Origin of the sequence: Psychrobacter sp. SZ93C1 (assembly GCF_015864635.1) — a bacterium.
GTDB classification, from domain to species: domain Bacteria; phylum Pseudomonadota; class Gammaproteobacteria; order Pseudomonadales; family Moraxellaceae; genus Psychrobacter; species Psychrobacter fozii.
The window spans coordinates 14,555-37,761 of sequence record NZ_JADYWY010000001.1 but is presented as its reverse complement, the minus strand read 5'-3'; the positions used below and the strand labels follow the sequence as shown (position 1 = coordinate 37,761).

General features: G+C 42.9%; 22 protein-coding genes and 1 tRNA gene. 7 read left to right on the top strand and 16 right to left on the bottom strand.

The window, feature by feature from the left end:
* The first annotated feature begins 55 nt into the window (after positions 1-55).
* A complete protein-coding gene (locus I6E83_RS00165) occupies positions 56-1,630 on the top strand; it encodes a YifB family Mg chelatase-like AAA ATPase (protein WP_197099445.1) in 1,575 nt (524 codons plus the stop codon).
* A gap of 101 nt (positions 1,631-1,731) precedes the next feature.
* On the opposite strand, the gene I6E83_RS00160 is transcribed toward I6E83_RS00165, so the two are convergent.
* Together I6E83_RS00160 and I6E83_RS00155 are read right to left on the bottom strand one after the other, a co-directional pair.
* Positions 1,732-2,415 (bottom strand): phosphoglycolate phosphatase, encoded by a 684-nt coding sequence (locus tag I6E83_RS00160; protein WP_197099444.1) that lies wholly within the window; start codon positions 2,413-2,415, stop codon positions 1,732-1,734.
* A gap of 201 nt (positions 2,416-2,616) precedes the next feature.
* Positions 2,617-3,117 carry a DUF4385 domain-containing protein gene (locus I6E83_RS00155; RefSeq protein WP_197099443.1) on the bottom strand — a complete coding sequence of 167 codons (501 nt, stop codon included), beginning with the start codon at positions 3,115-3,117 and terminating at the stop codon, positions 2,617-2,619.
* A 179-nt stretch (positions 3,118-3,296) separates the two neighbouring features.
* On the opposite strand from I6E83_RS00155, the gene I6E83_RS00150 reads away from it, so the two are divergent.
* The gene (locus I6E83_RS00150; protein WP_197099442.1) at positions 3,297-3,638 is read left to right on the top strand and encodes a hypothetical protein; all 342 of its coding nucleotides are present in this window, start codon (positions 3,297-3,299) and stop codon (positions 3,636-3,638) included.
* Positions 3,639-3,753: 115 nt separating this feature from the next.
* Here I6E83_RS00150 and I6E83_RS00145 read toward each other — a convergent pair.
* Positions 3,754-3,829: transfer RNA gene (locus I6E83_RS00145), tRNA-Phe, on the bottom strand.
* A gap of 122 nt (positions 3,830-3,951) precedes the next feature.
* The gene (locus tag I6E83_RS00140; protein WP_197099441.1) at positions 3,952-4,374 is read right to left on the bottom strand and encodes a hypothetical protein; all 423 of its coding nucleotides are present in this window, start codon (positions 4,372-4,374) and stop codon (positions 3,952-3,954) included.
* Positions 4,375-4,741: 367 nt separating this feature from the next.
* On the opposite strand from I6E83_RS00140, the gene hisB reads away from it, so the two are divergent.
* From hisB to I6E83_RS00125, 3 genes are all read left to right on the top strand, one after another.
* Entirely contained in the window at positions 4,742-5,389 is a 648-nt protein-coding gene (gene hisB, locus I6E83_RS00135) for an imidazoleglycerol-phosphate dehydratase HisB (RefSeq protein ID WP_110922184.1), read from the top strand.
* A gap of 175 nt (positions 5,390-5,564) precedes the next feature.
* Entirely contained in the window at positions 5,565-6,200 is a 636-nt protein-coding gene (hisH, locus tag I6E83_RS00130) for an imidazole glycerol phosphate synthase subunit HisH (protein WP_197099440.1), read from the top strand.
* A gap of 192 nt (positions 6,201-6,392) precedes the next feature.
* Entirely contained in the window at positions 6,393-6,761 is a 369-nt protein-coding gene (locus I6E83_RS00125) for a hypothetical protein (protein ID WP_227680752.1), read from the top strand.
* 51 nt (positions 6,762-6,812) lie between these two features.
* On the opposite strand, the gene I6E83_RS00120 is transcribed toward I6E83_RS00125, so the two are convergent.
* Positions 6,813-8,147, bottom strand: a complete 1,335-nt coding sequence (locus I6E83_RS00120; RefSeq protein WP_197099438.1) for a valine--pyruvate transaminase — start codon at positions 8,145-8,147, stop codon at positions 6,813-6,815.
* 370 nt (positions 8,148-8,517) lie between these two features.
* Between I6E83_RS00120 and I6E83_RS00115 the strand changes: the two genes are divergently transcribed.
* Both I6E83_RS00115 and I6E83_RS00110 read left to right on the top strand, forming a co-directional pair.
* Positions 8,518-9,975: an AAA family ATPase gene (locus I6E83_RS00115; RefSeq protein WP_197099437.1), complete on the top strand. Its 1,458-nt coding sequence runs from the start codon at positions 8,518-8,520 to the stop codon at positions 9,973-9,975.
* Positions 9,972-10,853 carry an HNH endonuclease gene (locus tag I6E83_RS00110; protein WP_197099436.1) on the top strand — a complete coding sequence of 294 codons (882 nt, stop codon included), beginning with the start codon at positions 9,972-9,974 and terminating at the stop codon, positions 10,851-10,853. Before I6E83_RS00115 ends, I6E83_RS00110 begins: the two co-directional genes overlap by 4 nt.
* Positions 10,854-10,974: 121 nt before the next feature.
* Here I6E83_RS00110 and I6E83_RS00105 read toward each other — a convergent pair whose 3' ends face one another.
* The 11 genes from I6E83_RS00105 to I6E83_RS00055 all read right to left on the bottom strand — a co-directional run bounded on the left by I6E83_RS00105 (position 10,975) and on the right by I6E83_RS00055 (position 23,206).
* Positions 10,975-13,602: an ABC transporter permease gene (locus I6E83_RS00105; protein ID WP_197099435.1), complete on the bottom strand. Its 2,628-nt coding sequence runs from the start codon at positions 13,600-13,602 to the stop codon at positions 10,975-10,977.
* A 27-nt stretch (positions 13,603-13,629) separates the two neighbouring features.
* A complete protein-coding gene (locus I6E83_RS00100) occupies positions 13,630-14,307 on the bottom strand; it encodes a hypothetical protein (RefSeq protein ID WP_197099434.1) in 678 nt (225 codons plus the stop codon).
* A 39-nt stretch (positions 14,308-14,346) separates the two neighbouring features.
* Complete coding sequence (locus tag I6E83_RS00095) at positions 14,347-15,060, bottom strand: ABC transporter ATP-binding protein (protein ID WP_197099433.1); 714 nt, start codon at positions 15,058-15,060, stop codon at positions 14,347-14,349.
* The gene (locus I6E83_RS00090; RefSeq protein WP_197099432.1) at positions 15,057-15,920 is read right to left on the bottom strand and encodes an arylesterase; all 864 of its coding nucleotides are present in this window, start codon (positions 15,918-15,920) and stop codon (positions 15,057-15,059) included. The genes I6E83_RS00095 and I6E83_RS00090 overlap by 4 nt, the downstream gene beginning before the upstream one ends.
* A gap of 94 nt (positions 15,921-16,014) precedes the next feature.
* On the bottom strand, positions 16,015-17,292 hold the full coding sequence (locus tag I6E83_RS00085; protein WP_197099431.1) for a CynX/NimT family MFS transporter: 1,278 nt from the start codon (positions 17,290-17,292) through the stop codon (positions 16,015-16,017).
* Between the two features lie 342 nt (positions 17,293-17,634).
* Positions 17,635-17,880 carry a (Na+)-NQR maturation NqrM gene (nqrM, locus tag I6E83_RS00080; protein ID WP_110924429.1) on the bottom strand — a complete coding sequence of 82 codons (246 nt, stop codon included), beginning with the start codon at positions 17,878-17,880 and terminating at the stop codon, positions 17,635-17,637.
* A 418-nt stretch (positions 17,881-18,298) separates the two neighbouring features.
* The gene (locus I6E83_RS00075) at positions 18,299-19,417 is read right to left on the bottom strand and encodes an FAD:protein FMN transferase (RefSeq protein ID WP_197099430.1); all 1,119 of its coding nucleotides are present in this window, start codon (positions 19,415-19,417) and stop codon (positions 18,299-18,301) included.
* A 172-nt stretch (positions 19,418-19,589) separates the two neighbouring features.
* Entirely contained in the window at positions 19,590-20,390 is an 801-nt protein-coding gene (locus tag I6E83_RS00070; protein WP_197099429.1) for an SDR family NAD(P)-dependent oxidoreductase, read from the bottom strand.
* A 178-nt stretch (positions 20,391-20,568) separates the two neighbouring features.
* Positions 20,569-21,804 (bottom strand): NADH:ubiquinone reductase (Na(+)-transporting) subunit F, encoded by a 1,236-nt coding sequence (gene nqrF / locus I6E83_RS00065; RefSeq protein ID WP_110924426.1) that lies wholly within the window; start codon positions 21,802-21,804, stop codon positions 20,569-20,571.
* A 122-nt stretch (positions 21,805-21,926) separates the two neighbouring features.
* A complete protein-coding gene (gene nqrE / locus I6E83_RS00060; protein WP_011281361.1) occupies positions 21,927-22,535 on the bottom strand; it encodes an NADH:ubiquinone reductase (Na(+)-transporting) subunit E in 609 nt (202 codons plus the stop codon).
* Positions 22,535-23,206: an NADH:ubiquinone reductase (Na(+)-transporting) subunit D gene (locus I6E83_RS00055; RefSeq protein ID WP_110924425.1), complete on the bottom strand. Its 672-nt coding sequence runs from the start codon at positions 23,204-23,206 to the stop codon at positions 22,535-22,537. The genes nqrE and I6E83_RS00055 overlap by 1 nt, the downstream gene beginning before the upstream one ends.
* Position 23,207 lies beyond the last annotated feature (1 nt).

Genomic DNA, 23,207 nt, shown 5'->3' with positions numbered 1-23,207 from the left:
CGTACATATAGGTAATCCTCTATTATCGAGAGAGACTCTTTATCAGGAAACACTTATGTCGTTTGCTCAAGTCTATACCCGTTCAGTCGTCGGTTTGCACGCACCCAAGGTTATTATTGAGGTGCACTTGTCGCAAGGTTTGCCTGCACTCACCATTGTTGGACTACCAGAAGCTGCGGTACGTGAGAGTAAAGACAGAGTACGTTCCGCGATATTGAATTCTGGGTTTCAGTTTCCTAATCGGCGTCTCACTATTAACCTAGCACCTGCGGATTTACCCAAAGATGGTGCAAGATTGGACTTGCCGATTGCTATCGGTATCTTGGCAGCCAGTGATCAGCTTGATCCAGACGTGTTGTCAGGGTTTGAGTTTATCGGTGAATTGGCGCTAAACGGAAACCTGCGGCAAGTGACGGGTAGTCTGGCAGTGGCACGAGCGATCAAAGCGGAAGGGTTGGCGACAACGTCATCGAATAGTAATGAGCGACGACTAGATGAGCAGCAGCCAGTAGCAGAGTTAACATCGGTCAAATTAATCGTGCCAATGGATAATGGGGCAGAGGCCAGCCGTGTCGAGGGAGTGGAGGTATTAGGTGCGCAAAGTCTCAAAGCCGTTTGTGATCATTTACAGTCACTAGCGAATCCAAGTATACCCAATGAGAGTTTGGCAGTCGTCACACCCAGCCCAGCACCGCAGCATGTGGGCTATCAGGTGGACTTGGCTGATGTCAAAGGTCAGCATCATGCAAGGCGTGCACTAGAGATTGCTGCAGCAGGTGGTCACTCGATATTATTCACAGGGCCGCCCGGTTCAGGCAAGACACTAATGGCATCGAGGCTACCGACTATTTTGCCTGACCTCAGTGACGAAGATGCGTTAGAGGTAGCCAGCACATATTCAGTCGCAGACAGCGATTATGACTATGGTACACGGCCGTTCAGACAAGTTCATCATACGATATCAGCCGTGGCACTGGTCGGTGGTGGCTCACGTCCGAAACCTGGTGAGATTACCCTTGCCAATAAAGGCGTATTGTTCCTTGATGAATTGCCAGAGTTTGATCGTACGGTGCTAGAGGTGTTGCGTCAGCCATTGGAAGCTAAGCAGATAACGATTAGCCGTGCCAATTCACAGATGACCTTTCCTGCGAATTTTCAATTGGTCGCGGCGATGAATCCCTGCCCATGTGGTTATGATGGTGATACATCAGGGCGTTGCCGCTGTCGACCCGAGCAAATCAAACGCTATCAAGACAAGCTCTCAGGGCCACTATTAGATCGTATTGATTTGCATATCACCGTGCCTGCTTTGCCCATTGCCGACTTGCAAAATGCTCAAGCAGGTGAGACCTCCGAACAAGTGCGTGTTAGAGTCATTGCCGCTCATAAGCATCAGATGCAGCGACAGCAAAAGGTCAATAATGAGCTGAGCCCTAGCGAGATTGACAAATATATTCAGCTAGGAGATAGTGAGCAGCAGCTATTACAACTCGCTCAGCAGCGCCTAAACTTGTCCGCGCGTGGCTACCATCGAGTATTGCGAGTAGCGCGTACTATCGCAGACCTTTCTGATAGTGTAGATATCACGAGTGTCCATGTATCCGAGGCACTCAGTTATCGTAGCAAGTGACTTTATTCCCACAAGATGAGCCACACATTCCCACAAGATAAGTCTTACAAGGTAAGCCACAAAAGATGCGACTAACCTTGTGGAAATTTTTGAGATTATAATTATTTAAGCAGATAATCTTGCAGCGCCTGAAAGCTATCAAACGCTTCGGTAGGATTTAGCTCACGAATATCTTGCCCGTAGTTATAGCCATAAGATAGCCCAAGCGTGTCCATATTGGCATTTTGTCCGGCTAAGATATCGTTTCTAGAATCACCAATCATAACGGCTTGTTCTGGAGAAATGTTTAATGCTTCACAGACATGCAATAGCGGTGCCGGATCAGGCTTTTTAGTCGAGAGACTATCACCGCCCAGTACTTCACTGAATAAGTCTTGCCAGCCAAAGGATTGTAAGATTTTTGGTACAAAACGAATGGGCTTATTGGTTACTAACGCCAGTGTATAACCTGCGTCCTTTAGTTTCTTTAGTCCGCTATCGACATCTGGGTAAGCGACGGTTTTGCTGCCACTGAGATTTTTATAAGCCTCAAAAAATATTTGCTCTGCGTGATCAGCTTCCTCGACCGTTAACTCATTTTCTAACACTTCTACCTTACCCACTAGCGCGCGCTCGACCAATAATCTTGAACCATTGCCTATCCAGTTGCGTATCGTCTCGATAGGGTAGGTCTCTTTGCCAAGGGTGGTTAGCATGGCATGGGTCGCATCAGCCAAATCTGGTACGCTATCGATCAATGTACCATCGAAATCAAAAATCAAAAGTTGTTTCGTTTTTACAGTCATTATTATTTACCCATGCTATTAAGTGTGTACTTTTTTGAATTGCTGGCTACAGTTTTTATTACCTTAGCATAGCGAGACGTTAAGTCTAAATTTTTGTCACCAGTAACGATAAACGATCATTATAAACAGTCATTATGACCATTGATTATGAATGGCCATTTGTTTACGTGATATTTATGGGTTGTGGACGATACTTTAAGTCTACTCAACCTCTTTATAACGTTCGCGATGCTCTTTTTTCATTCTTAAATAGTCTTCGTTTTCGCGGCACAGATCCCATTTCTGTTTAAATATACGTGCAGATTCGGCCTTGATAGGGTCTTCCTCTTGCCGTGGCAGCTCTTCTCGCCCATGTGCACCGCTTTGGCCTTTTTTATCATCAGGGACGGCTCCCTTATATTTTTTGCCACCTTTATGGTTGGCATAGCGACGGGCACGGGTATAGCCCATTTGAATAAATTTGCGCGCCATATCCGCACCGACAAAGTCATCGTTAGCCAAATAATCTAAGAACATCTGATAAATAGTGTCACTACTCTCGGTCGCAATGTCAGGATCGGCAAAACGCCAGTGTGGTAATATTTCAGATTTGTATGGCTCTACGAGCAGCACTCCTTGCTCACCACGACCAACACGATACAGCTCGGGCTGCACACGCAAGTCTAGATTTTGGTAGTCTAAGTCGTAATCAAATTCTCTCATAACGTTACCTGCTGAGGATATTGATATTTAATACACCCTAGTATACTGAGCCGGACTGTTGAAAAAACAGCCTATAAATGTTGTTCAGCTGTGACTGTCAGCGTTATATTCTGCCTATTATAAAACCGCTTCAATACTATCGCGGGTTGAAGACATTACTTATCAGGAAGCCAATCATCATGAATAAAATAACGACTACGTATTCACGTTTTATGCGGTTAACACAGAACAGCTTTATGATGTCAGCCGTACTGGTAAGCATGCTAATTTCTAGTGCAGCTCATAGCGCTTGGTTTGAGGGTTTGATTCCAAAAGGGGAGACATACACGGTACGCGAGATAGATCGTGATTTGGCATTTGTGATTGATGGGTTTATTTATGATGCTCGTAAATCTTGTTTCTTAGCAGTGGGCGATCGGGTGATATTTTTCGAAGGACGTCATGGTATTGATTACCGTGCGACGATTTATGATTTGGACTCGCGTGAGCGTTGTGAGTTACTATTAAGAAAGCGTTTGTGATAAGTAAAAAAGCGCTTATAGTCATTCCACTATTGAGCATGCTACCTAAATATAAAAATCTAAAAAAAAGCCCCAAACATAAATGCTTGGGGCTTTTTAGAATTCTTAAACGAGATGGTGGCTCGAGGCAGGTTCGAACTGCCGACACACGGATTTTCAATCCGTTGCTCTACCGACTGAGCTATCGAGCCGTCTTCGTTGAGGCGCTATTAAACTAAATATACGCACTGCTGTCAAGCAGTTTTTGCATTATATCTGATAAAAGACGATAAATAGTCAGAAATGGGCAAAATTAAACACTCTAGTTGTCAGTTTAGTCTTTTACCCGCAGTAACTCATACTCGCTCATAATACGGTGAATGTCAGTATCTACAGGCACAAACTCACGTACGCCTTTTTTGACTTCGGCATCATAAACCAGTTTAATAAACTTGGCATCAATGGCTCGGCCACGATTCTGTTCATGTACCGTTAGATACTGCAAACGCTTAGCATTAGTCTGCCCATCATCAAAACAGGCGACAGCAGCAATAGGCTTATCATTGAACATACCGACATAGAGATACTGTCCACGCTTAAATCCTTGCTCAACGAGACTTAACACATCGGCACCACTGGGCTGAGTATCATCGCTGTCATATAAAGCCTGCAGGCGTTCTGCTAGCTCATTTTCGCGTACAGGTTTTTTAATCAGTGGTGCATCCAAACTATTGATGGCGATCGCTTCTAAAGGCATAGCAGTTCCTATAAACAGAGGGTTTCTATGATGTGAGACATCATAATGTCATAGAGTGTGGTGTCGCAAATGGTCATGTTATAGCATTAGCGTGCGTCATGATTGATAATACTGAACGCACTATTTTAGCAGAATGAGGTAAATTTGTGCGTGGTTTACGGCTTGGACATAGCAGTAAATGTTAGGTTTTGCTATGATGAAGACAGACAACGCTTGAGGCGTGTAGACAGTAATATTATTCGTATCATACGTAAACATTGATAGATTTTTTAAATGTTGCGATATTCACTTATTTAAAGACTCGGGCGTGTTTTCGTCCTATCTTATTGACCGCTTTTCACTGATAAAAAACTGATAGAGAGTAGCCATGACAGCCAATGCAACTGAGCAAAACCCATCACAGAACCCGAACCTACATGGTCGTCCAGCACGTATCGCCACGGTTGAGCGTATCACTGCAGAGACGCAAGTGAAGTGTACTGTCAACCTTGATGGTACTGGTCAAGGCACGGTAGACACTGGTGTACCGTTTTTGGATCATATGATTGATCAAATCAAGCGTCACGGTTTATTTGACTTGGATATCAAGTGCACAGGCGATACCTTTATCGATGATCACCATAGCGTCGAAGACACTGGTATTACGCTGGGCCAAGCGTTTAATAAAGCATTGGGCGACAAAAAAGGTATCCGTCGTTATGGACATTTTTATGCGCCACTTGATGAGTCATTGACTCGCGCCGTTGTCGATCTATCAGGGCGTCCTGGTCTACATATGGACATTCCGTTTACCCGCTCGCACGTGGGCGGTTTTGATGTTGATTTGTTCAGTGAGTTTTTCTACGGCTTCGTCAATCACTCATGGATGACCGTGCATTTGGATAATCTCAAAGGCAAAAACAGCCATCACCAAATCGAATCGACATTTAAGGCTTTTGCTCGCGCCCTGCGCATGGCTTGTGAATATGATGAGCGTGCGTTGAACACCTTGCCATCGACCAAAGAGGCTTTCTAAGGTGTATTTAAGGCTCTTCTACGGTGTCAGTCAAGCTTGGCGTACTAGCTGTACAGCCTGCGCTTGACTTCCTTGTAGCAAAACCTTATCTACACCTTGGTAATAGCCAACAATATAAATGTCTAATGATATAAATAGTACAGTAGTCAAAATATTTAAAAATGAGAACCAATCGATGACCAAAATTGCACTATTAGATTATGGTATGGGTAATTTGCATTCCGCCAGTAAAGCATTGTCAGTGGTCGGGGCAGAAGTCTCTATCACCAACGACCCCAAAGTCGTCGCTGCGGCAGACAAGATCGTCTTCCCAGGTGTCGGTGCCATGCGTGACTGTATCGCTGGTATGCATGATGCCGGAATTGACGAAGTCATACGTCATGCAGTATTCAACAAGCCCGTCATGGCCATCTGTGTGGGCATGCAAGCGTTGTTTGAGCAGTCCGCTGAAAATGGTGGTACAGACTGTCTTGGCATCTTAAAGGGCAGTGTAGAGGCGTTTGACCCTACGTGGACAGATCAGCAAGGCGCAACTATCAAAGTGCCACACATGGGCTGGAATACCATCAATGGCATGGACTTTGACCATCCATTGTGGAATGGCATTCAAGACAATGCGCATTTTTACTTTGTGCATAGCTATTACTGCGAGCCTGCCGATAGCGCGCAAGTGGCCGCGGTATGTGACTATGGTCAGCCGTTTTGTGCCAGTGTTATCCAAGATAACTTATTTGCGACCCAGTTCCATCCAGAGAAAAGCCACACCGCTGGCTTGCAGTTGTTAAAAAACTTCGTCAAATGGGATGTATAAATAGACGATAAACGTGAATTGAATGTTTAATTCAGCAGTAAGGTAGATTATCCATTGTATAATCTGCCTTTTTTGTTCTCAGCTATCACTTTTTAAGCGACCACTTTTTAACCATCATTGTTTAGTGATACGCTCAGTTGTTTTCTGCTCGTTTATATTTGGAATATCTCAGTGGATTTTACTGCTTTTAAAATGAATATTATTGAGACAACAGGGCTGGCCAAAGATGCTTTGCACATCTATGTCGGTGTTGGTGTCTATTTGCTGTGTTTGGTACTGCTGCGTCCTATTTTTAAGAAGCAAGGTATCAGGTCATTCATAGCTGTCATTGTCGTAACTAGCATTGCATTGTTGGGTGAGTATTTGGACAATCGAGAGACGATTGAATCGCTAGGCCTAACGGGTTTAAGCCGTGAACAGATTACCGCGAGCATCCGTGACTTAATCAATACCTGCATGCTGTCTTATGTGCTTTATGCGTTAAATAAATGGACCAAGATATTTCATCCAACCAGCAAACCTACCTCGTTGACCAAACGGCATAAAAAAACGGACTATTAATAAGTCCGTTTTTTGATTTTACTATTTGAATTTTGATTCTAGCAGTTAATCTTATTTTTTAGCTTCATCATACAACTCACGCACCACTTCACCAATCGCTGCAATACCATCAGTCAGTGTCTGCTCGTCAGCCGCGATGCTCATACGAATACACTCATGTGCATGCTGATAATCGCTGACATCGACACCAGGGAAGAAGTACTCGCTTGGCACAATGAGCGTACCTTTTTCTTTGAGGCGTTCGTATAGCTCAAGCGTACTAATCGGCAAGTCTTTAAACCACAACCATAAGAAAATCGCGCCTTCAGGCTTATGAATCATCAATGGATAATCGCCCAATGCTTCTTTTAATAGCTTCACGGCAAGGGTCGCCTGCTTTTGATAAAAAGGCTTAATCTCATTATCAGCTAACTGCTTGATACGGTCGTCTTTTACCAATGGCGTGGCAATCGCTGCACCAAAGCGTGTCGGTGCTAGATTCACCACCGCATTCATCGCGCTGACCGCTTTGATCACCTTGCTATCGGCCACGATAATACCGGTACGCATACCGGGCAGGCCAATTTTAGACAGGCTAAAGCACAGAATCGTATTGTTATCCCACGTCAAATGCGCGTCCGAATAGATGATATTCGGGAAGGGCATACCGTAGGCATTATCAATGATAAGCGGGATGTCATAACGTTTGGCAATCTCGGCCAAATGCGCCATTTCGTCATCGGTCAGCACGTTACCAGTCGGATTGGTCGGGCGTGAGCAGCAAATCGCGCCTATACGGCCCTCGATCAGCGCTGGCAAGTTCTCTAATGCATCAAAATCGACACGATATTTAAAGAAGCCTTCCGCGCCTTCATGAGTCACTTCATCGATATGTGGCAATACCGCTGCGAAATGCTGACCTTCGACATGCACGTCGCTATAGCCGATATACTCAGGGGTCAATGGCAGTAGAATGGATTTGTCTATAGATTCGCTCTTCTCATCAAGCTTATTATCACTGAACGCACCGCCAAATAAATTAAACAGGTAGAAAAACGCATTCTGCGAGCCGTTGGTCAGGGCGATGTTTTCTGAGGTGAGGTTCCAATCATAATGACGGTTAAAGAAGCCAACCAAGGCATCGATAAATGCCGAATCACCTTGCGGATTAGAGTAATTCGCCATACTGATGATAGCGCTACTATTTGCTTCACCCGAATCATTGTCATTACCAAGCGCTTTATACGTCTCCAAAAACAGCTCATTCACGGCATCAATTTTGGCAGGGTTACCACCGCCCAGCATGTTGACTGGCTGATCGCTTTTTAGCGCATCACCCAAATCGTCCATCAATTGTGAGATGCCAGTGGGCTGGGTAAATTTTTGACCGAATTTTGAGAATTTCATAAGACTACCATGCTGTTTTGGAGGATGTTGTAAGAAGGAATCTGATTGATAAAAGTTAGGCTAGTATAGCAAATGAGGGCTAGGTAATCGCCCCAATAAATAAGCAAAATACATGGCTGATATTGGTTTGTATAGATACACAGATTATGAAGAAAAAAATGCCTTCTACATGAATAAAAGGCGTTGTGGTTTGAGGTCTTAGAAGTAAGTATTTTTTGGCTAATATTGCTTTGCGCTACAGCTCACTAAGCTACAGCTTCAAGCAGGGCTAAAAAACATAGCTTTGTAGGTTTTTATACTGCTAATATACTTAAGTTTATTATTTTCACAGAAGTTAGCCGCTTTTAAAGACTACAGGATGTATCTATAAATGAGATTTATACAGCAAACAGACAAAAATAAAATAAATACTGATACATATCCAGCCTTCGGTTTATTCAGGACGACTTGGGATGACTATGGGATAAAGTGTGAATTTATTCTTACATATTATTTAAATGAAAATGAAAGTACAGAGATTGGATTGACTAAAATTATATTTAAAGAAAGTCCTTCAAATCACCTATTTCCTGAGTTTGATGGATCAGGCAGCTTATATATTAGTTTAGGGCAAAGGTTAAGTTTTTATAGAAATTTAGCGGAAGTTATTGGTACGGAAAAATCGATAGAAATTCTAGAAAAGCTAAATGATATTGCATGGCAGTCTCAAAAAATTGAGCCTTTTGAAAGTGATTCTAAGTTTAGGAATGCTTTGCTTAGAGAAAACTCTGCTAGAGATACTCTTAGGTTTGGAAAGCAGGTGATCCTAGGAGAGGCTTTTAATAAAAGCTTTTCCTTCAAATATACTACTAAGACTGCGGGTGCTGAGCAACCATTTACTATAAATGTGGATTTTGATGAAACAGATCCTTTACCACATAGAATAGTAGGTATTATCGGACGTAATGCTGTCGGTAAGACCCATCTAATGGGAGATTTAGCTAAAGATTTAGTGCAAGTTAAAAGAGTATCACAAAATACTATTGACCAGAAAGAAGAGAGTTTTTCAGGGAGTAGGCCTATATTTAATCGAGTTATAACAATATCTTATAGTGCTTTTGATAAATTTGTGATACCTAATAATCCTCAGAATAGCTATGTATATTGTGGAATTAGAAATAGTAAAGGAGTTTTATCCAAGAATTCTTTAACTCAAGATTATAAAGATAATATATTAAGAATTCAGAATCTTGATAGAGAGGAGTTTTGGGTTTCTTGTATGTCTCATATATTAGAAAATCATAATGATGATTTTGTTAATAAGCTTAGATTAGAAGTTTACGCCCAGCATGATATTGAAGAAGATACTTTGGCTTTGTTGAGTTCTGGACAGTCCATTTTAGCTCATTTTGTGACAGCACTGGTCGCAAGGATTCAAGAAAACACTCTGGTTCTATTCGATGAACCTGAGACGCATTTACACCCTAATGCTGTAGCACACTTATTCAATGTCTTAAACAGGATATTAATCGAACATCAATCATTTGCAATTATTGCAACGCATTCACCAATCGTTATTCAAGAGATTCCTAAAAAAAGAGTAATCCTTCTATCGAGAGAGGAAAATAATACTTCTGTTATACCAATGCATTTTGAGACCTTTGGTGAAAGTATTTCAGAGTTGACTAGACATGTTTTCGACACTATTTCAATTTCACATCATTACAAAAGAGTACTTCAAAGGTTAGCTAAAAATATGTCTTTTGAGGAAGTTAGTAATTTATTCCCAGATGGTTTAAGCTTTAATGCTAAAGCATATTTATTAGCTCAATATAGTGAGAATAAATGAAAAATTTAATATCCCCACCTCGTACAATACCTTATTTACAGCTTTATAAAAATATAATTAGTGCTAAGAAAGATGTTATAAAAGGTAATCCTAATACTGATAAACGAACTTTAAAATCTTTAGAAACTAAAGTTACAGCACGTTATAGTCTATTCGAGCAAGCTATAAATAATAATAATTTATTTGGTTTTGTTGAAGATACTAGTTTATTAGTACATAAAGAAATATTAATAGGCTGTTATGAAGGTAGAACGAAGAAAGTAAAAGAAGTATTTACTTTGATTGAAAAAAGTCAATCTGCAGGATTTCTTAGGGTCTGTCCTTATTGTGGAATTACTCTACCTAAAACCTACGATCACTACCTTCCTAAAACTTTATTTCCTGAACTATCTGTACATGCTTTAAATTTAATTCCTTGTTGCGGCACATGTAATGGGATAAAAGGTGATGTCTGGAAGAATGAAACACATATAGCATTTTTGCACCTTTACAGTGCTATTATTCCAAATGAAGAGTTCTTAATTGTCGAGTTGTTTACGAAACCTTCAGCTAATTCTATAGGAGCAAGGTTTCAATTACATAAACCAGAAGATATGGATAATGATATATGGAATGTTTTATCTTATCACTATGAAAATTTAAAATTGCTTGAAAGATATAATGAGCTTGCAAATGATGAAGTCACGCGAATATTTACTAGTTGTGTATGCCATTTAAATGATGGTGGGAATAGTATTGCTGGTTTTTTAGTTCCGTTAGGAAAAAGTGAAGAGTCCTTATATGGTTTAAACTATTGGCTTGCTATTTTAATCAAGGCTTTATCATCAAATGTCATTTTTGAAACTTTAGTGGCTGATGCTGTAAATAAAAACCCTTAACTAATTAATAAGGGTTTTTGATAGGCGAAACACTAACTAAAAAGAGCTCTACCTTGACAATACAGAATCAAAAAAAACCCTATTAAGGGGTTTTTTAGTTTAACGCCAAAATCTAATACGGTTAAACCATCGCCCGTACCCTTGCCATAATCCCGCGCCCAATCACCAATCTCACATAAATGATGGCAATGGCAAACAGTAAGGTAACTAATGCAATACCGCCAAGTCCTAAGTTTGCCCACGGCACACTAAAGCGCAGATTGAACCATTGAGTAACCGCCAGCCAAGCACCACCCGTGGCGATAATCACCGCAAATGTCGCCGCACTAATCCCAAGCACACCCAGCTCTAAAATATTGAGCATATACAAGTCACGCTTTTGCATACCCAATAGTCTAAACGAAGCACTCTCTTTCATACGATCTTGTGACGTAGAGAGTAGCGAGCTGATGAGCACCATGATGCCCGTAAGCAAGGCAAGCAAAGTAAAAATATACACCAAGCGGCTCATCTGCGCGACCAACCCTTGGACTTGTTCAGCGATAATCGTACCGTCAATACTGGTCACCGCTGGGAACTCGCGTACCAGCTCACCTTGCAGGTCAGGAATATCATCGGCAGAGACATGCGCCGTCGCAAATTGGATTTGCGGTGCGCTCGCCAGTATCTCAGGCTCAAACAAGAAGTAGAAAAACGGACTAGGGCCACGCTCGAAACGCGAGCGAATACTGGTAATCTCACCAACCAACTCGATACCTTGAATATTAAAGCTGATCTGATCGCCCATGCCGACGTTTAGCATCTCGGCTGCCGTGTCCAAAATAGACAACGGCTGTACTTGCGAAATCGCAGATGCACTCGCATCCTGATTTTCAATGGGCGTATAAAGCGCATCGTCAGTCAGCGACTCAGTAATGAACTCTGTGTCCATGACCGTATCGGAATAACTTAGATTGAACACGCGAGTCGGGTCATCTTCGCCTTCAGGCGCGTCGATATCTTTGGGTTCAACACCATTAGCCGTGCCGATACGTGCTCGAATCACTGGATAATACGTGACAGGTTCTTTAAGAATACTGTCTATCTTATCGTGCTGCTCGGTTTGCACATCTAACAAAAACAGATTTGGCGCATCTTCAGGATATGCATTGATAAACTGCTCATTGATACTATGGTTAATCGACGTGATAAGGGTCAATACCGCAACGGATAATGATAATGTCACAAAGAATAGCGCTGACTGATTGCCTTTACGCGCCAGATTATGAATCGCAATGCGCTGCATCCAGCTGATTTTTTTGCCCGTGGCGATGCGCGCCAGCAACCAGAGCCAACCGCGTGCCAATGCCCAAAATATCGTAATGAATACAATCAATCCGACCAGTATCTGTGCCCCTAACGCTAAAGATTTCACTTCATAAGCAAGGAAGGCATACAGCCCGATGAATAACAAACTATAGCGTAATAATGGGAGTGGTGCCCGCTGTTGCCAAGGCAAGCGTTTTGATGATTTACCAGTACTCTGATTAAGTAATGCCGCAGGTTTCGTGCCATCAAGCGCGCGCAGACTGCGCTGGGTAATCAGTAGTGTCATGACAAGGGCGATAACAATCGTTTTGAAGATACTAATCGGGTTAATGGCCAATCCTAAGTCTGACGGTAAAATAGCCGTCAGATACGGTTGACCAATTTTGAGTAACACAAGACTGAGCGACACGGCAGCGACACAGGCCAAGGCAGCCATGATGAGTAGTAGCCAGTAATAGCTACGCTTAATCGAACGATTGGTCTCACCCAGTGCCATGCGTATGGCATCGTTGGATTGCTGCTTGGTCACAAAGGCAGTAATCACCCCATACATGGCCACCGCAGATAATAAGAGCACGGCGATGACTAGCAGTTTTAAGAACATCAATACATTGTCAGAGATGCGTGAGACAGACGTCTCCTCTGAGGTCGGATCAGACATCTCTATATCAGGGTAATTGACTAACATCTGTGTCAGCTGCTCACGCTGAGTGGCAATGACTTCTGGCGTGCCTGCCATCTCGATTTGGTAACTGACTCGGCTGCGCTGACCGATTAGATCGGTCGATTCTAATGCGTCTTGTTGCATCATCACGCGACCACCAAAACCAAAGGCAGTTAGCGGACGATCCGGTTCTCTAACGAGCTCATCACTGATGGTGAATGTTCCCTCACCAATATTGATACTGTCGCCAATCGACACGTTTAGACTTCTGAGGACCTCAGGCGCGACCACCACATTTGTTGCACTCAGCTGTTCGGACAAGGGTTTGCCTGATGCCAGTTCAACCTCACCGTATAAAGGATAAGCAGCCGTGACGCCTTTGATACGAGCCAATAGAGTTTGGTCTGCTGCGACCAACATGGCGTTGAATTGATAATCATAAACCGTTTGGCTATCAGGTAAAGTCTGGACTTGCGCCAAGACTTCCTCAGGCCAGTCTTGATTACTTTCTAATATCAAATCACCACCGACGAGTGCTAGCTGATTGTCATTGACATAAGTATTCACCGACTGTTGGATCGAGTCCAACGTCAGATAAGTGGCAAGCGATAGCATCAACGTGAGTAAGAATAGCAGCGGATATACCCAGCGTCGCCACCAACTGCGAGACAAAGCCTGTGCGCCTAAGGTTCGGCTGCTAAAAAAACCGCCACTTTTAGCATTAGCAGTTTTATTATTGATAGCAGTATCGTTTTCTGTGATTGTGGCTTTAGTCATAAGTTTTTTACTTAATCGATAGAAGTGTTAAGACGTTTTAGAGGTGTCATCAGGTAACCAAATATAGATAAAGTCGAACAACTCTGCATCTGTCATGTCAGTTAACGAATGAACGAATTTTTTATCTTTAACTTTCTTATATACCGCACTAGCCACTATTTTTCGACAAAGAAGAGATTTACCTTTCACTTGCTGCTCAAACCATTGGCTATCTATTTTGCTAGGTAAGCTATAAAACAAAGAAAAATTTAGCTGTTCACTGAGGCGGTTCAACTGTTCGTATTTGTGAGTATCAAAGTAATATAGATGTCTTAATACATCATTCTGTAGTGTGTTTTGCTGATTGTGTAGTAATTTCAAAAAACAAAGATATTCTTCATCATGTTCCATAAAGTAAACTAAGGGATATAGAAAATAGCAATTTGCTCTACAATATCCCTTGCTTATTGCTTGTAAAGTAAGCTGACTTACCTCGTCTTTGTTTGCATTAATAAAAGGTTTTGAGTAATGCTCTAATATAAAGGAGAGTGCAAAAATAATGGAATAGTCGTCTGAGTTAGCCATCTGTTTTAGATAGTAAAGCGCGTTATCTAGTTTGTAGATCGAAACCAATTTATTAATGGCTTGGCTATAGTCTTCGGTTTCAAAAGTGAAATTGCCAGCAATTAGGTTCTTTGCCAACCTTTCTATTTCGAGAGCTTCCATCGCACTGACCTTATTTAAAAATGAAGCACAAATTCTTATTTAGCTCTCAACCTGTCCATCATGCATGGTGATGACTCGGTCTGCCATCTCAGCTAGTGCAGGGTCATGGGTCACGACGACCAATGCCGAACCAACTTTTTGTCTTAAATCTAACAGTAGCTGCATGACTTGATCAGCGTTTTGCTCATCCAAGTTACCTGTAGGTTCATCAGCGAATACGATTTTTGGATGCGACACCAGTGCGCGCGCGACAGCAGTACGTTGCTGCTCACCGCCTGATAATTGATTGGGCAAGCTATCACGTCTATGACCGAGTCCAACAGCTTCGATTAACTCATCGACTCGTGCAGGGTTTGGCTGCCGTGCAATATCTAGCGGAAAGGCAATATTTTCTGACACGGTCAGCGTTGGCAATAAGTGAAATGACTGAAACACAAAGCCCATGTCACGCTGACGGATAGCCGCTAGGGCATCTTCATCAAGACTGCTTAGCATTTGGCCTGCCAGCTCAACGGTGCCACTATCAGGATAGTCAAGTGCGGCCAGTAATCCCAACAATGTCGATTTACCAGAGCCAGACTTGCCCATGATGACCACAAACTCACCCGCATTGATATGAACGTTCACGTCTTTAATGATCGATAGCGTTTGTTCACCGACTTGTACGGTTTTGTTTAAATGCGCGGCGGACAGTAATGCTTTTGCTGTAGCGGTAGGCGTCGTCACTGTGTCAGCTGAAGGTGATGATGTCATTGCGTGGTCTCAGTTGGCGTGTTGTTTGATGCTAGTTCATTAGGCGTTTTTGATGCTGTCGTATTAGTGCTATTACTGGCTTTTAACTTTTCAATCTCAGGCTTTAAGATAGGCAAGATATTATCTTTGACGATAATCTGATAACCTTCCTTGGTCGGATGAATCGCATCGGCTTGATTCAGCTCAGGGTCACCGCCCACACCTTCTAAAAAGAAAGGTATCAGAGGCACATTCATGTCTTTTGCCACACGAGGGTAGATGTCTGAAAACGCAGAAACATAGTCATTACCTAGATTGTCATAGATCGACATACCACCCAAGATAACGTGACTACCATTGTCTTGTAGAGTCTTAACCGCAGTACGGATATTTTTTTCAATCGTCGCTACATCTAAGCCGCGAATCGCATCATTGGCACCAATTGTCAAAATAGTAATGTCAGGTTTGGTCTGCGCTACCCAGTCTAGACGATTGACTAGGCCAGTACTGGTTTCACCACTCAAGCCTGAGTTGATGACTTTGGCATTGGTATAGCCCAATTCTTTTAAGCTAGCTTCTAATTGCGCAGGATAGTTGGCATCACTATCAACACCAAGACCTTCCGTCAATGAGTCGCCAAGCGCTAAAATGGTCAGCGGCGAATTGATTTGTTGGTCGGCGGATACTGGCGCGTCAGTTGCTACTTGATTGGTATTGGTTTGAGTATTGACGGCTTGAACATCAGTGTTTTGCGAACTGGTATTTTGCGAATCAGTCGCGTCAGTTGGTTCAGCGTCTTTTTGGCAACCACTGATAGCCACGGCGATGGTCAACACTGCCATTGCTGGCAAGCGTCTAGAGAAATGAGGAAATACTTTCATAATAATTATTCTGTCCTATATGCAATCGAACCAGTGTAGCAAAATAAGACGAATACCAATATTATCCGAAGGTTACTTTATCTAATCGTAAGTATTAAAACTTTTTACCATCGACCATAACAGGACGACTGACCAGCCATGCAATGCCAACATTGACGACCATTAGTATCAATATCAATAAAAGTGGTAAATCCCAGCTACCCGTCGCTTCATGTAGCCAACCCGTACCCAACGGACCAAAAAACGCAATCAAATAACCGACGGCTTGTGCCATCCCAGACAGCTCACTTGATTGATTGGTGGTATAAGTCCGTAACGAGAATAGCATCATACTTAAGGTAAAAATCGCTGAGCAACCAATGCCCATCATACCTGACCATAGCCAAGCCAAATTCGGTGATAAGTAACTGACGCCCAATACTCCGATGACATTTAATACCGATGCAAACACCGCTAGCGCTTGAATAGGGCGACCACGGTTGATCAGCCACGTTAGGCTTAAGATAGATATCGGTGCCATAAATTGGAACACCGAAGCCATATGTCCTGCCCGAACAGCTGATAACCCTTTACCAATCCAAATGGAGGGTAAGAAGCTAGCGACGGTATAAAATAGCAATGATTGCAAACCCATAAATATGGCGATTTGCCAAGCAAAAGACAGACGCCATATAGATCTGCTAGATATGTCGGAAGAAGCTGACGTGGGTAGGACGGCTATTTGATGGCTAGATGAGCCTAAACGCAAGCGCAGAAAAATCCAAAGAATAATCGCAAAGATACCCAAAATTGCCCAGCCACCCAGTGCCCATTGCCAGCCTACTTGCTCGGACAAGGGTAATACCACTCCCGAGACAACTCCTGCTGTCGCCGTCATAGTCAGACTAAACAAGCCTGTTATCAACGGAATATGTTTGGGTGTACGCTGTTTGATGATGGGTGCTGCTAAGGTATTAGCAAAACCGATAGCCAACGTCAATAATAACGTACCAACCAAAAACCAATTCCAAGTCGGCACAATACTGCGAATAATCATACCGGCGGTTAATAGCGCAATCATCGCAATAAGTGTGTTTTCTAGACCGAATCGCTTACCGATGGCTGGTGAGATCAGGGCACCAATAGCAAATCCTAGCATCGGCACTGCCCCTAGCCAGCCAATTTGTGTCTCGGAGATATTGAGTGCGTCTTTTACCACTGGCGCAATAGAGCCTAGCGCCACGATAGGCGCTCGCATATTGCTGGCGAGTAGAATCATGGCACACAATATGAGCCAAAACGTAAAACGCGAAGAAGGCAGCTTCAATGGCGAGGCATTATCCGAATGAGGCTGTGATGGCACATCCGGTTGAGAGTGAGAAGAGGTAGGCATAACAGGACGACTATTATTAGAATAAGAAAAAGAATACGTCGTTAAACCGCGCCGAAGAATCGTCGCTTGTAAACAACACCAAAGGAAACGCACCTAGAGGGTGACTAATATGGCAAATCAGAATAGTAAAACAGAGTCGCAAATTAAAAATAGAAATACGTGCAGAGTACAAAATATGAGTCGTGACTTTGAAAAGAGTAGTATGACCTAAGCGATATGCTTTGAGCAGTCTAATAAAAATAGCGCCAGTCCTTTTCAAAGAACTAGCGCTATTATAAGAACAGATGTCAGGCAAATACTACCAGCGTATGGTAACAAACGCGGTGTATATAAGGATTAAGTCTATACCGACTTGCCTAATTGAGCGGCTTTAAGCGCGTTCTCTTGCTGTTCAGCGATGATAGAGTCGCACTTATTAGGATCATCGCCGCAGTATGAGCATTTTTCGTTGCCCATAAGTTTAGCAACACCGCCACAAGACCCTCTCAGTGGTGTCTTTTTTACCATATAACCGATACCCATAAAAACAAAAAATAGGACAAATACAGTAAAGGTAATAGCGAGCATAGGAAGCAATTGACTAAGCATAGTGGGCACCTCAGTTCTCAAAATAGGGTAGTTATCTTTATGATAACGATATATCTTCAACATTATCTACATAATAGTATAGCAAATTTTTGTTTCGCTCGTTTATACCTATCGTGTTAGTTCATGTATTATTAGGGCGTGTTGAGCATTCACAGATAAGCACTGCTGATCGCTAAAACGGTTCCAGACAAGGCGTAAAACGACGGTAATGCTCATGCCTTAACGAGATTTACAACGCAGTATGGGGCAGTTTTAGCATCAGCTCCAATACCAACAGAAGGAGACAGGACTATTTTTTGCCATTTCATTATTAAAATATAGACGCTTAGAATGACTAAACTTACTATTTTTAACGTCGAACTGTCTAAAAAATAGTCTCTGTCAGTGCTATGGTTGAGTGCTCAACACGCCCTAGCATCTAAGACTTTTTATCAGCGCGTAGAGCTTGCATGGCAGGTGTTTCTATCACTTGCCAATCATCGATGCTATCGTCGGTATTGTTTGTTTTTGCCTTGTCAGTCAAGACGACAAACATAGCAGCTAGGTTTTGTTCTTTAGCAGTTTCTAAGGCCTTCTGATAAGGCATCGCAGTGAGTGCGGTGGCCCATGCATCAGCCAGTGCAACTGAGTCAGCGGCCACGGTGACAGAAGGTGCGCCACCAGCGATAGGCTCTCCAGTGGTAGGATCAATCGTATGGCTATAACGTTTACCATCGAATATGACGGAGTTACGATAGTTGCCAGACGTCGCTAAATGCATTTTATTGTGCGTATTGATTGGCTGGCGAATGAGGGATATCGTCTCGCGCTCGCTCACTGTGCTGCCTTCAATAGGCGCATCGATTGCAATTTGCCATGGCTGCTTTTGGTTATTGACACCAGCAGTCGAAATCTCACCGCCAATCTCGACCATATAATTGCGAATCTTATAATCCTCTCTTAATACATCAGCGATGACATCGACGCCATAGCCTTTTGCCACTGCTGAGAAATCAAGTTCGACACCCTCTTTGGTTTTATAGATGGTTTTATCTTTTTGTATGATACTGTCAAAATCTACTAATGCTTTGGCTTGGGCAATCTCTAAGGCCGTCGGTGGGCTTTGTAACCGATCAACGGTCATGGTACTGCCGAAGCCCCATGTTTCTACCAATGGCATTACAGTCGGATCAAATGCCCCACCAGATTGTTCGTAGACGATACGTGAGACGTCAAGCACGCGACTAAAATCTGCATCGATAGTGATGGGTGTCTCTTTGCCTAACTGATTAAATGTAGAAATAGTCGAGTCTGCTTGATAGGTAGACATACTGTCATTGATTTGCTTTAGGCGTTTATCGATTGACGCTTGTATGGTCGCTTCATCGACATTATCGGGCAGCTGATAACTAATGTGATAGCTAGTGCCCATTGTCTCCCCAGCCAGATAATCGTAATCTGGTGTTTGCTGGCAAGCGGTGAGGCTAAGCGCACTGACAAGAGCGATGATGCTGTAGCCTGTACGAGTTGTTTTAGTAGAAAGTATTATCGTTTTCATAAGCTTTTTGCTATAGCAGAGGAGTGAGAGGTGTAAAATAAACTGTGCTTATTTTACACCTCTTGCTACCGATAACGCCAATTGCTTTGAGCGTAAACAACATTTTTGCTAGTAATATTAGACACTAATATCACTATGTATTCATAGCTAATGCTAGAGGGTTGCACCTTGCTTAGGTCACTTTTGACTCACGAATGAGTTTGTACAGTTTGGGCGGAGATATGCGATTGACCTTGGTTGCGAACTTCTCTTTTGGACCAGAAATAACAATATATTCTTCTTCTTTTAATAGCGCTTTGACGGCTTGCTTAGCAAATACTGCAGCAGTCAACCCTTTCTTAGTGGCATAATCCATCGTACCCTGCGTGCTACCATCTCCAGTCAACGCATTGATAGATACATTGGTTTGGATAAACCCTGGGAATATAGTGGCGACTTCTATACCTTGATCATGTAATTCAGCACGCAAACTGTTCGCCCACATATGAATAGCGGCTTTGGCAGCACTGTAAGCACCGCGATACTGAGTACCTAGTAGACCTGCGATACTCGATATCATGACTATTTTACCGCCACCTTGTGCGATCATCTTTGGTAATACCAGTCTGGTCAGACGTGTTTGTGCAAAGTAATCTATTTCCATCAATTGCCGTTCGACGTCTTCTGTGGTGTCCATGATTAATGAGCGTTGACTGATGCCAGCATTATTAATCAGCCAATCAATTTTACCTGCCTGCTGAATAGCGGACTCATACGCTATTTTTGTCTGACTGGTATCACCAATATCGAATGGGATGACAATATGGTTTTTGCTACCTTTACAGTTTTTTCTGACCGCTTCTAGTTTCTCTTGATCACGGCCACTCAGTATAATTCTGGCGCCTCGCTTGGCGAAAGAGATAGCGAGTGCTTGACCAATACCGCTAGAGGCACCAGTAATCCAAATGGTTGATTTTTTAATATTGGTTTTCATAAGATTCCTTTCTTAACATGTGAATAGTTCATGATATAGGATGATAAGTGCTCGCGACTAGTTAAATTTGTAGCCTTACACTACATCCAAAAAATACGATTATCAGAAACAAAAAAAGAGCCTCAATTGAGACTCTTTTTTATAGTATTAACTTAATCGTACTTCCTAACCAGTAGGTTTAACCACCAAAGTCATCAAGCATGATGTTTTCATCTTCAACACCCATGCTATGTAGCATGTCGATGACCGCAGCATTCATCATCGGTGGCCCACACATGTAATATTCACAGTCTTCTGGGTTTGGATGACCTTTCAGATACTCTTCTAATAAGACGTTATGGATAAAGCCGGTGTAGCCTGTCCAGTTGTCTTCAGGAAGTGGATCTGATAGTGCCACATGCCACTCAAAGTTAGAAAAATCTTCTTGAAGTTGATCATAGTCTTCAACGTAGAACATCTCGCGAATAGAGCGTGCACCATACCAAAAGCTGATTTTACGGTCTGTATTCAAACGCTTAAGCTGATCGAAAATGTGCGAGCGCATTGGTGCCATACCTGCACCACCGCCGACGAAGATCATTTCAGCTTCGGTTTTCTTAGCAAAGAACTCACCGTAAGGACCCGATACCGTTACTTTATCGCCAGGTTTTAAGCTAAATGTCCAAGAAGACATCTTACCTGGAGGGATACCGTCTGGACCACGTGGTGGTGGACTTGCGATACGGATGTTGAACTTGATAAGACCTTTTTCTTCAGGATAGTTGGCCATTGAATAAGCACGAATAACTGGCTCATCAACTTTTGACACATAATTAAAGATGCCAAATTTATCCCAATCTTCGCGGTATTCTTCTGCAACATCAAAGTCTTTATAGTGCACTTCATGCGGTGGCGCTTCTAGCTGTACATAACCACCAGCGCGGAAGTTAACTTCTTCGCCTTCAGGAATTTTTAGTACCAGCTCTTTAATGAAAGTGGCAACGTTATCGTTAGAGACAACCTCACACTCCCATTTTTGTACATCAAAAAACTCAGGGTCAATCTCGATTTTCATGTCTTGCTTAACAGCTACCTGACAAGCTAAGCGCATGTGATTGCGGATTTCGCCTTGAGTAAAATAGCCTTCTTCAGTCGGCAAGATCGAACCGCCGCCTTCAATAACGCGGCAACGACACTGCGCACAGGTACCACCGCCACCACATGCTGAAGATAAGAAAATACCTTCGCTCGCAAGTGTTTGCAGTAGTTTACCGCCCGCTGGTGTCACGACGTCATTATCGGAATTATCATTGATATGGATGGTAACATCGCCTGAACTGACCAGTCTTGAGCGCGCCGCCAAAATAATGGCGACAAGGCCCATGATGATCAAGGTAAACATAGCAACGCCACCAATCGCCGTAGCGTAATCCATGGTAGGTATCCTTAATCTATGGAGTAGGGGAGCGAAAGAACGTCATAACGTTTTTCTGAACCCCTACCGAATAAATGAATTAAATAGGTCAAATCGCTAAATAAGTGTTTAAGCTTAGCGGTCTAAATTGACATACCGCCGAAAGACATAAAGCCAAGTGACATCAGACCAACGGTGATAAACGTTATACCAAGACCACGCAGAGGTGCTGGGATATCTGAGTATTTCAGTTTTTCACGGATACCAGCCAATGCGGTAATCGCTAATGCCCAACCAAAACCTGCACCCACACCATAAACGACTGATTCGCCGAAGTTATAGTCACGCTCAACCATAAATAGTACACCACCTAAGATAGCGCAGTTTACAGTGATGAGTGGTAAGAAAACACCAAGGGCGTTGTATAGACTAGGAACGAACTTATCCAAGAACATCTCTAGAATCTGTACGGTAGCGGCAATAAGACCAATATAACTAAGCAAACCTAAGAAGCTTAAATCGATATCAGGGAAACCTGCCCATGCCAGTGCACCATCTTTTAGGATGAACTGGAATAGTAAGTTGTTTAATGGAACCGTAATCGCCATGACGACGACGACGGCAACACCAAGACCAATAGCGGTTGAAACCTTCTTCGATACTGCCAAGAAAGTACACATACCTAGGAAGTAGGCAAGCGCCATATTCTCAATAAAGACTGAGGTTATAAATAAACTAACATAATGTCCCATTAGTGACCGCCTCCATGTGCCATGCCTTTAGACTGCGGCTTCATTACAAATTCAGCTTCTTCAACCTGTTCTGGTTTCCAAATACGGACGATGACAATGAACAAAGCAATGATAAAGAATGCTGACGGTGGCAACAATAATAGGCCGTTTGGTATGTACCAGCCGCCGTCAGTCACTGGTTGTAAGATAGTGATACCGAACCAAGTGCCTGCGCCTAGTAGCTCACGGATAGTGGCAACGAACAGTAGTACCGCAGAGTAACCAAGACCATTACCAATACCATCTAAAAAGCTTGGTACTGGTGGGTTGCTCATGGCAAACGCTTCAGCACGACCCATCACGATACAGTTAGTGATAATCAGACCAACGAAAACTGACAAGCCTTTACTCACATCATAAGCGACAGCTTTTAGTACCTGATCGACCAAGATAACCAATGAAGCAATGATGGTCATCTGCACGATGATACGAATACTTGATGGAATTTGTTTACGAATAATCGAGATAAAGAAGCTCGAAAATGCCGTTACCAGTGTCAATGCTACACACATAACCATGGCGTTGGCCATGCTCGTGGTGACCGCTAGTGCCGAACAGATACCTAAGATCTGTAGGGCAATAGGGTTATTATCAAAGACAGGCGAGGTTAAAATACTTTTAGTGTCAGCCATG

Bases quoted from the DNA above. Each gene is read 5' to 3' on its own strand.
- hisB (WP_110922184.1), top strand. From the start codon at position 4,742: ATGACAGCCAATGCAACTGAGCAAAACCCATCACAGAACCCGAACCTA.
- I6E83_RS00055 (WP_110924425.1), bottom strand. From the start codon at position 23,206: ATGGCTGACACTAAAAGTATTTTAACCTCGCCTGTCTTTGATAATAAC.
- I6E83_RS00165 (WP_197099445.1), top strand. From the start codon at position 56: ATGTCGTTTGCTCAAGTCTATACCCGTTCAGTCGTCGGTTTGCACGCA.
- I6E83_RS00095 (WP_197099433.1), bottom strand. From the start codon at position 15,060: ATGACATCATCACCTTCAGCTGACACAGTGACGACGCCTACCGCTACA.
- I6E83_RS00085 (WP_197099431.1), bottom strand. From the start codon at position 17,292: ATGCCTACCTCTTCTCACTCTCAACCGGATGTGCCATCACAGCCTCAT.
- I6E83_RS00070 (WP_197099429.1), bottom strand. From the start codon at position 20,390: ATGAAAACCAATATTAAAAAATCAACCATTTGGATTACTGGTGCCTCT.
- I6E83_RS00100 (WP_197099434.1), bottom strand. From the start codon at position 14,307: ATGGAAGCTCTCGAAATAGAAAGGTTGGCAAAGAACCTAATTGCTGGC.
- nqrF (WP_110924426.1), bottom strand. From the start codon at position 21,804: ATGGATTACGCTACGGCGATTGGTGGCGTTGCTATGTTTACCTTGATC.
- I6E83_RS00115 (WP_197099437.1), top strand. From the start codon at position 8,518: ATGAGATTTATACAGCAAACAGACAAAAATAAAATAAATACTGATACA.
- I6E83_RS00110 (WP_197099436.1), top strand. From the start codon at position 9,972: ATGAAAAATTTAATATCCCCACCTCGTACAATACCTTATTTACAGCTT.
- I6E83_RS00075 (WP_197099430.1), bottom strand. From the start codon at position 19,417: ATGAAAACGATAATACTTTCTACTAAAACAACTCGTACAGGCTACAGC.
- I6E83_RS00125 (WP_227680752.1), top strand. From the start codon at position 6,393: ATGAATATTATTGAGACAACAGGGCTGGCCAAAGATGCTTTGCACATC.
- hisH (WP_197099440.1), top strand. From the start codon at position 5,565: ATGACCAAAATTGCACTATTAGATTATGGTATGGGTAATTTGCATTCC.
- I6E83_RS00120 (WP_197099438.1), bottom strand. From the start codon at position 8,147: ATGAAATTCTCAAAATTCGGTCAAAAATTTACCCAGCCCACTGGCATC.
- I6E83_RS00090 (WP_197099432.1), bottom strand. From the start codon at position 15,920: ATGAAAGTATTTCCTCATTTCTCTAGACGCTTGCCAGCAATGGCAGTG.
- I6E83_RS00160 (WP_197099444.1), bottom strand. From the start codon at position 2,415: ATGACTGTAAAAACGAAACAACTTTTGATTTTTGATTTCGATGGTACA.
- I6E83_RS00140 (WP_197099441.1), bottom strand. From the start codon at position 4,374: ATGCCTTTAGAAGCGATCGCCATCAATAGTTTGGATGCACCACTGATT.
- nqrE (WP_011281361.1), bottom strand. From the start codon at position 22,535: ATGGGACATTATGTTAGTTTATTTATAACCTCAGTCTTTATTGAGAAT.
- nqrM (WP_110924429.1), bottom strand. From the start codon at position 17,880: ATGCTTAGTCAATTGCTTCCTATGCTCGCTATTACCTTTACTGTATTT.
- I6E83_RS00155 (WP_197099443.1), bottom strand. From the start codon at position 3,117: ATGAGAGAATTTGATTACGACTTAGACTACCAAAATCTAGACTTGCGT.
- I6E83_RS00105 (WP_197099435.1), bottom strand. From the start codon at position 13,602: ATGACTAAAGCCACAATCACAGAAAACGATACTGCTATCAATAATAAA.
- I6E83_RS00150 (WP_197099442.1), top strand. From the start codon at position 3,297: ATGAATAAAATAACGACTACGTATTCACGTTTTATGCGGTTAACACAG.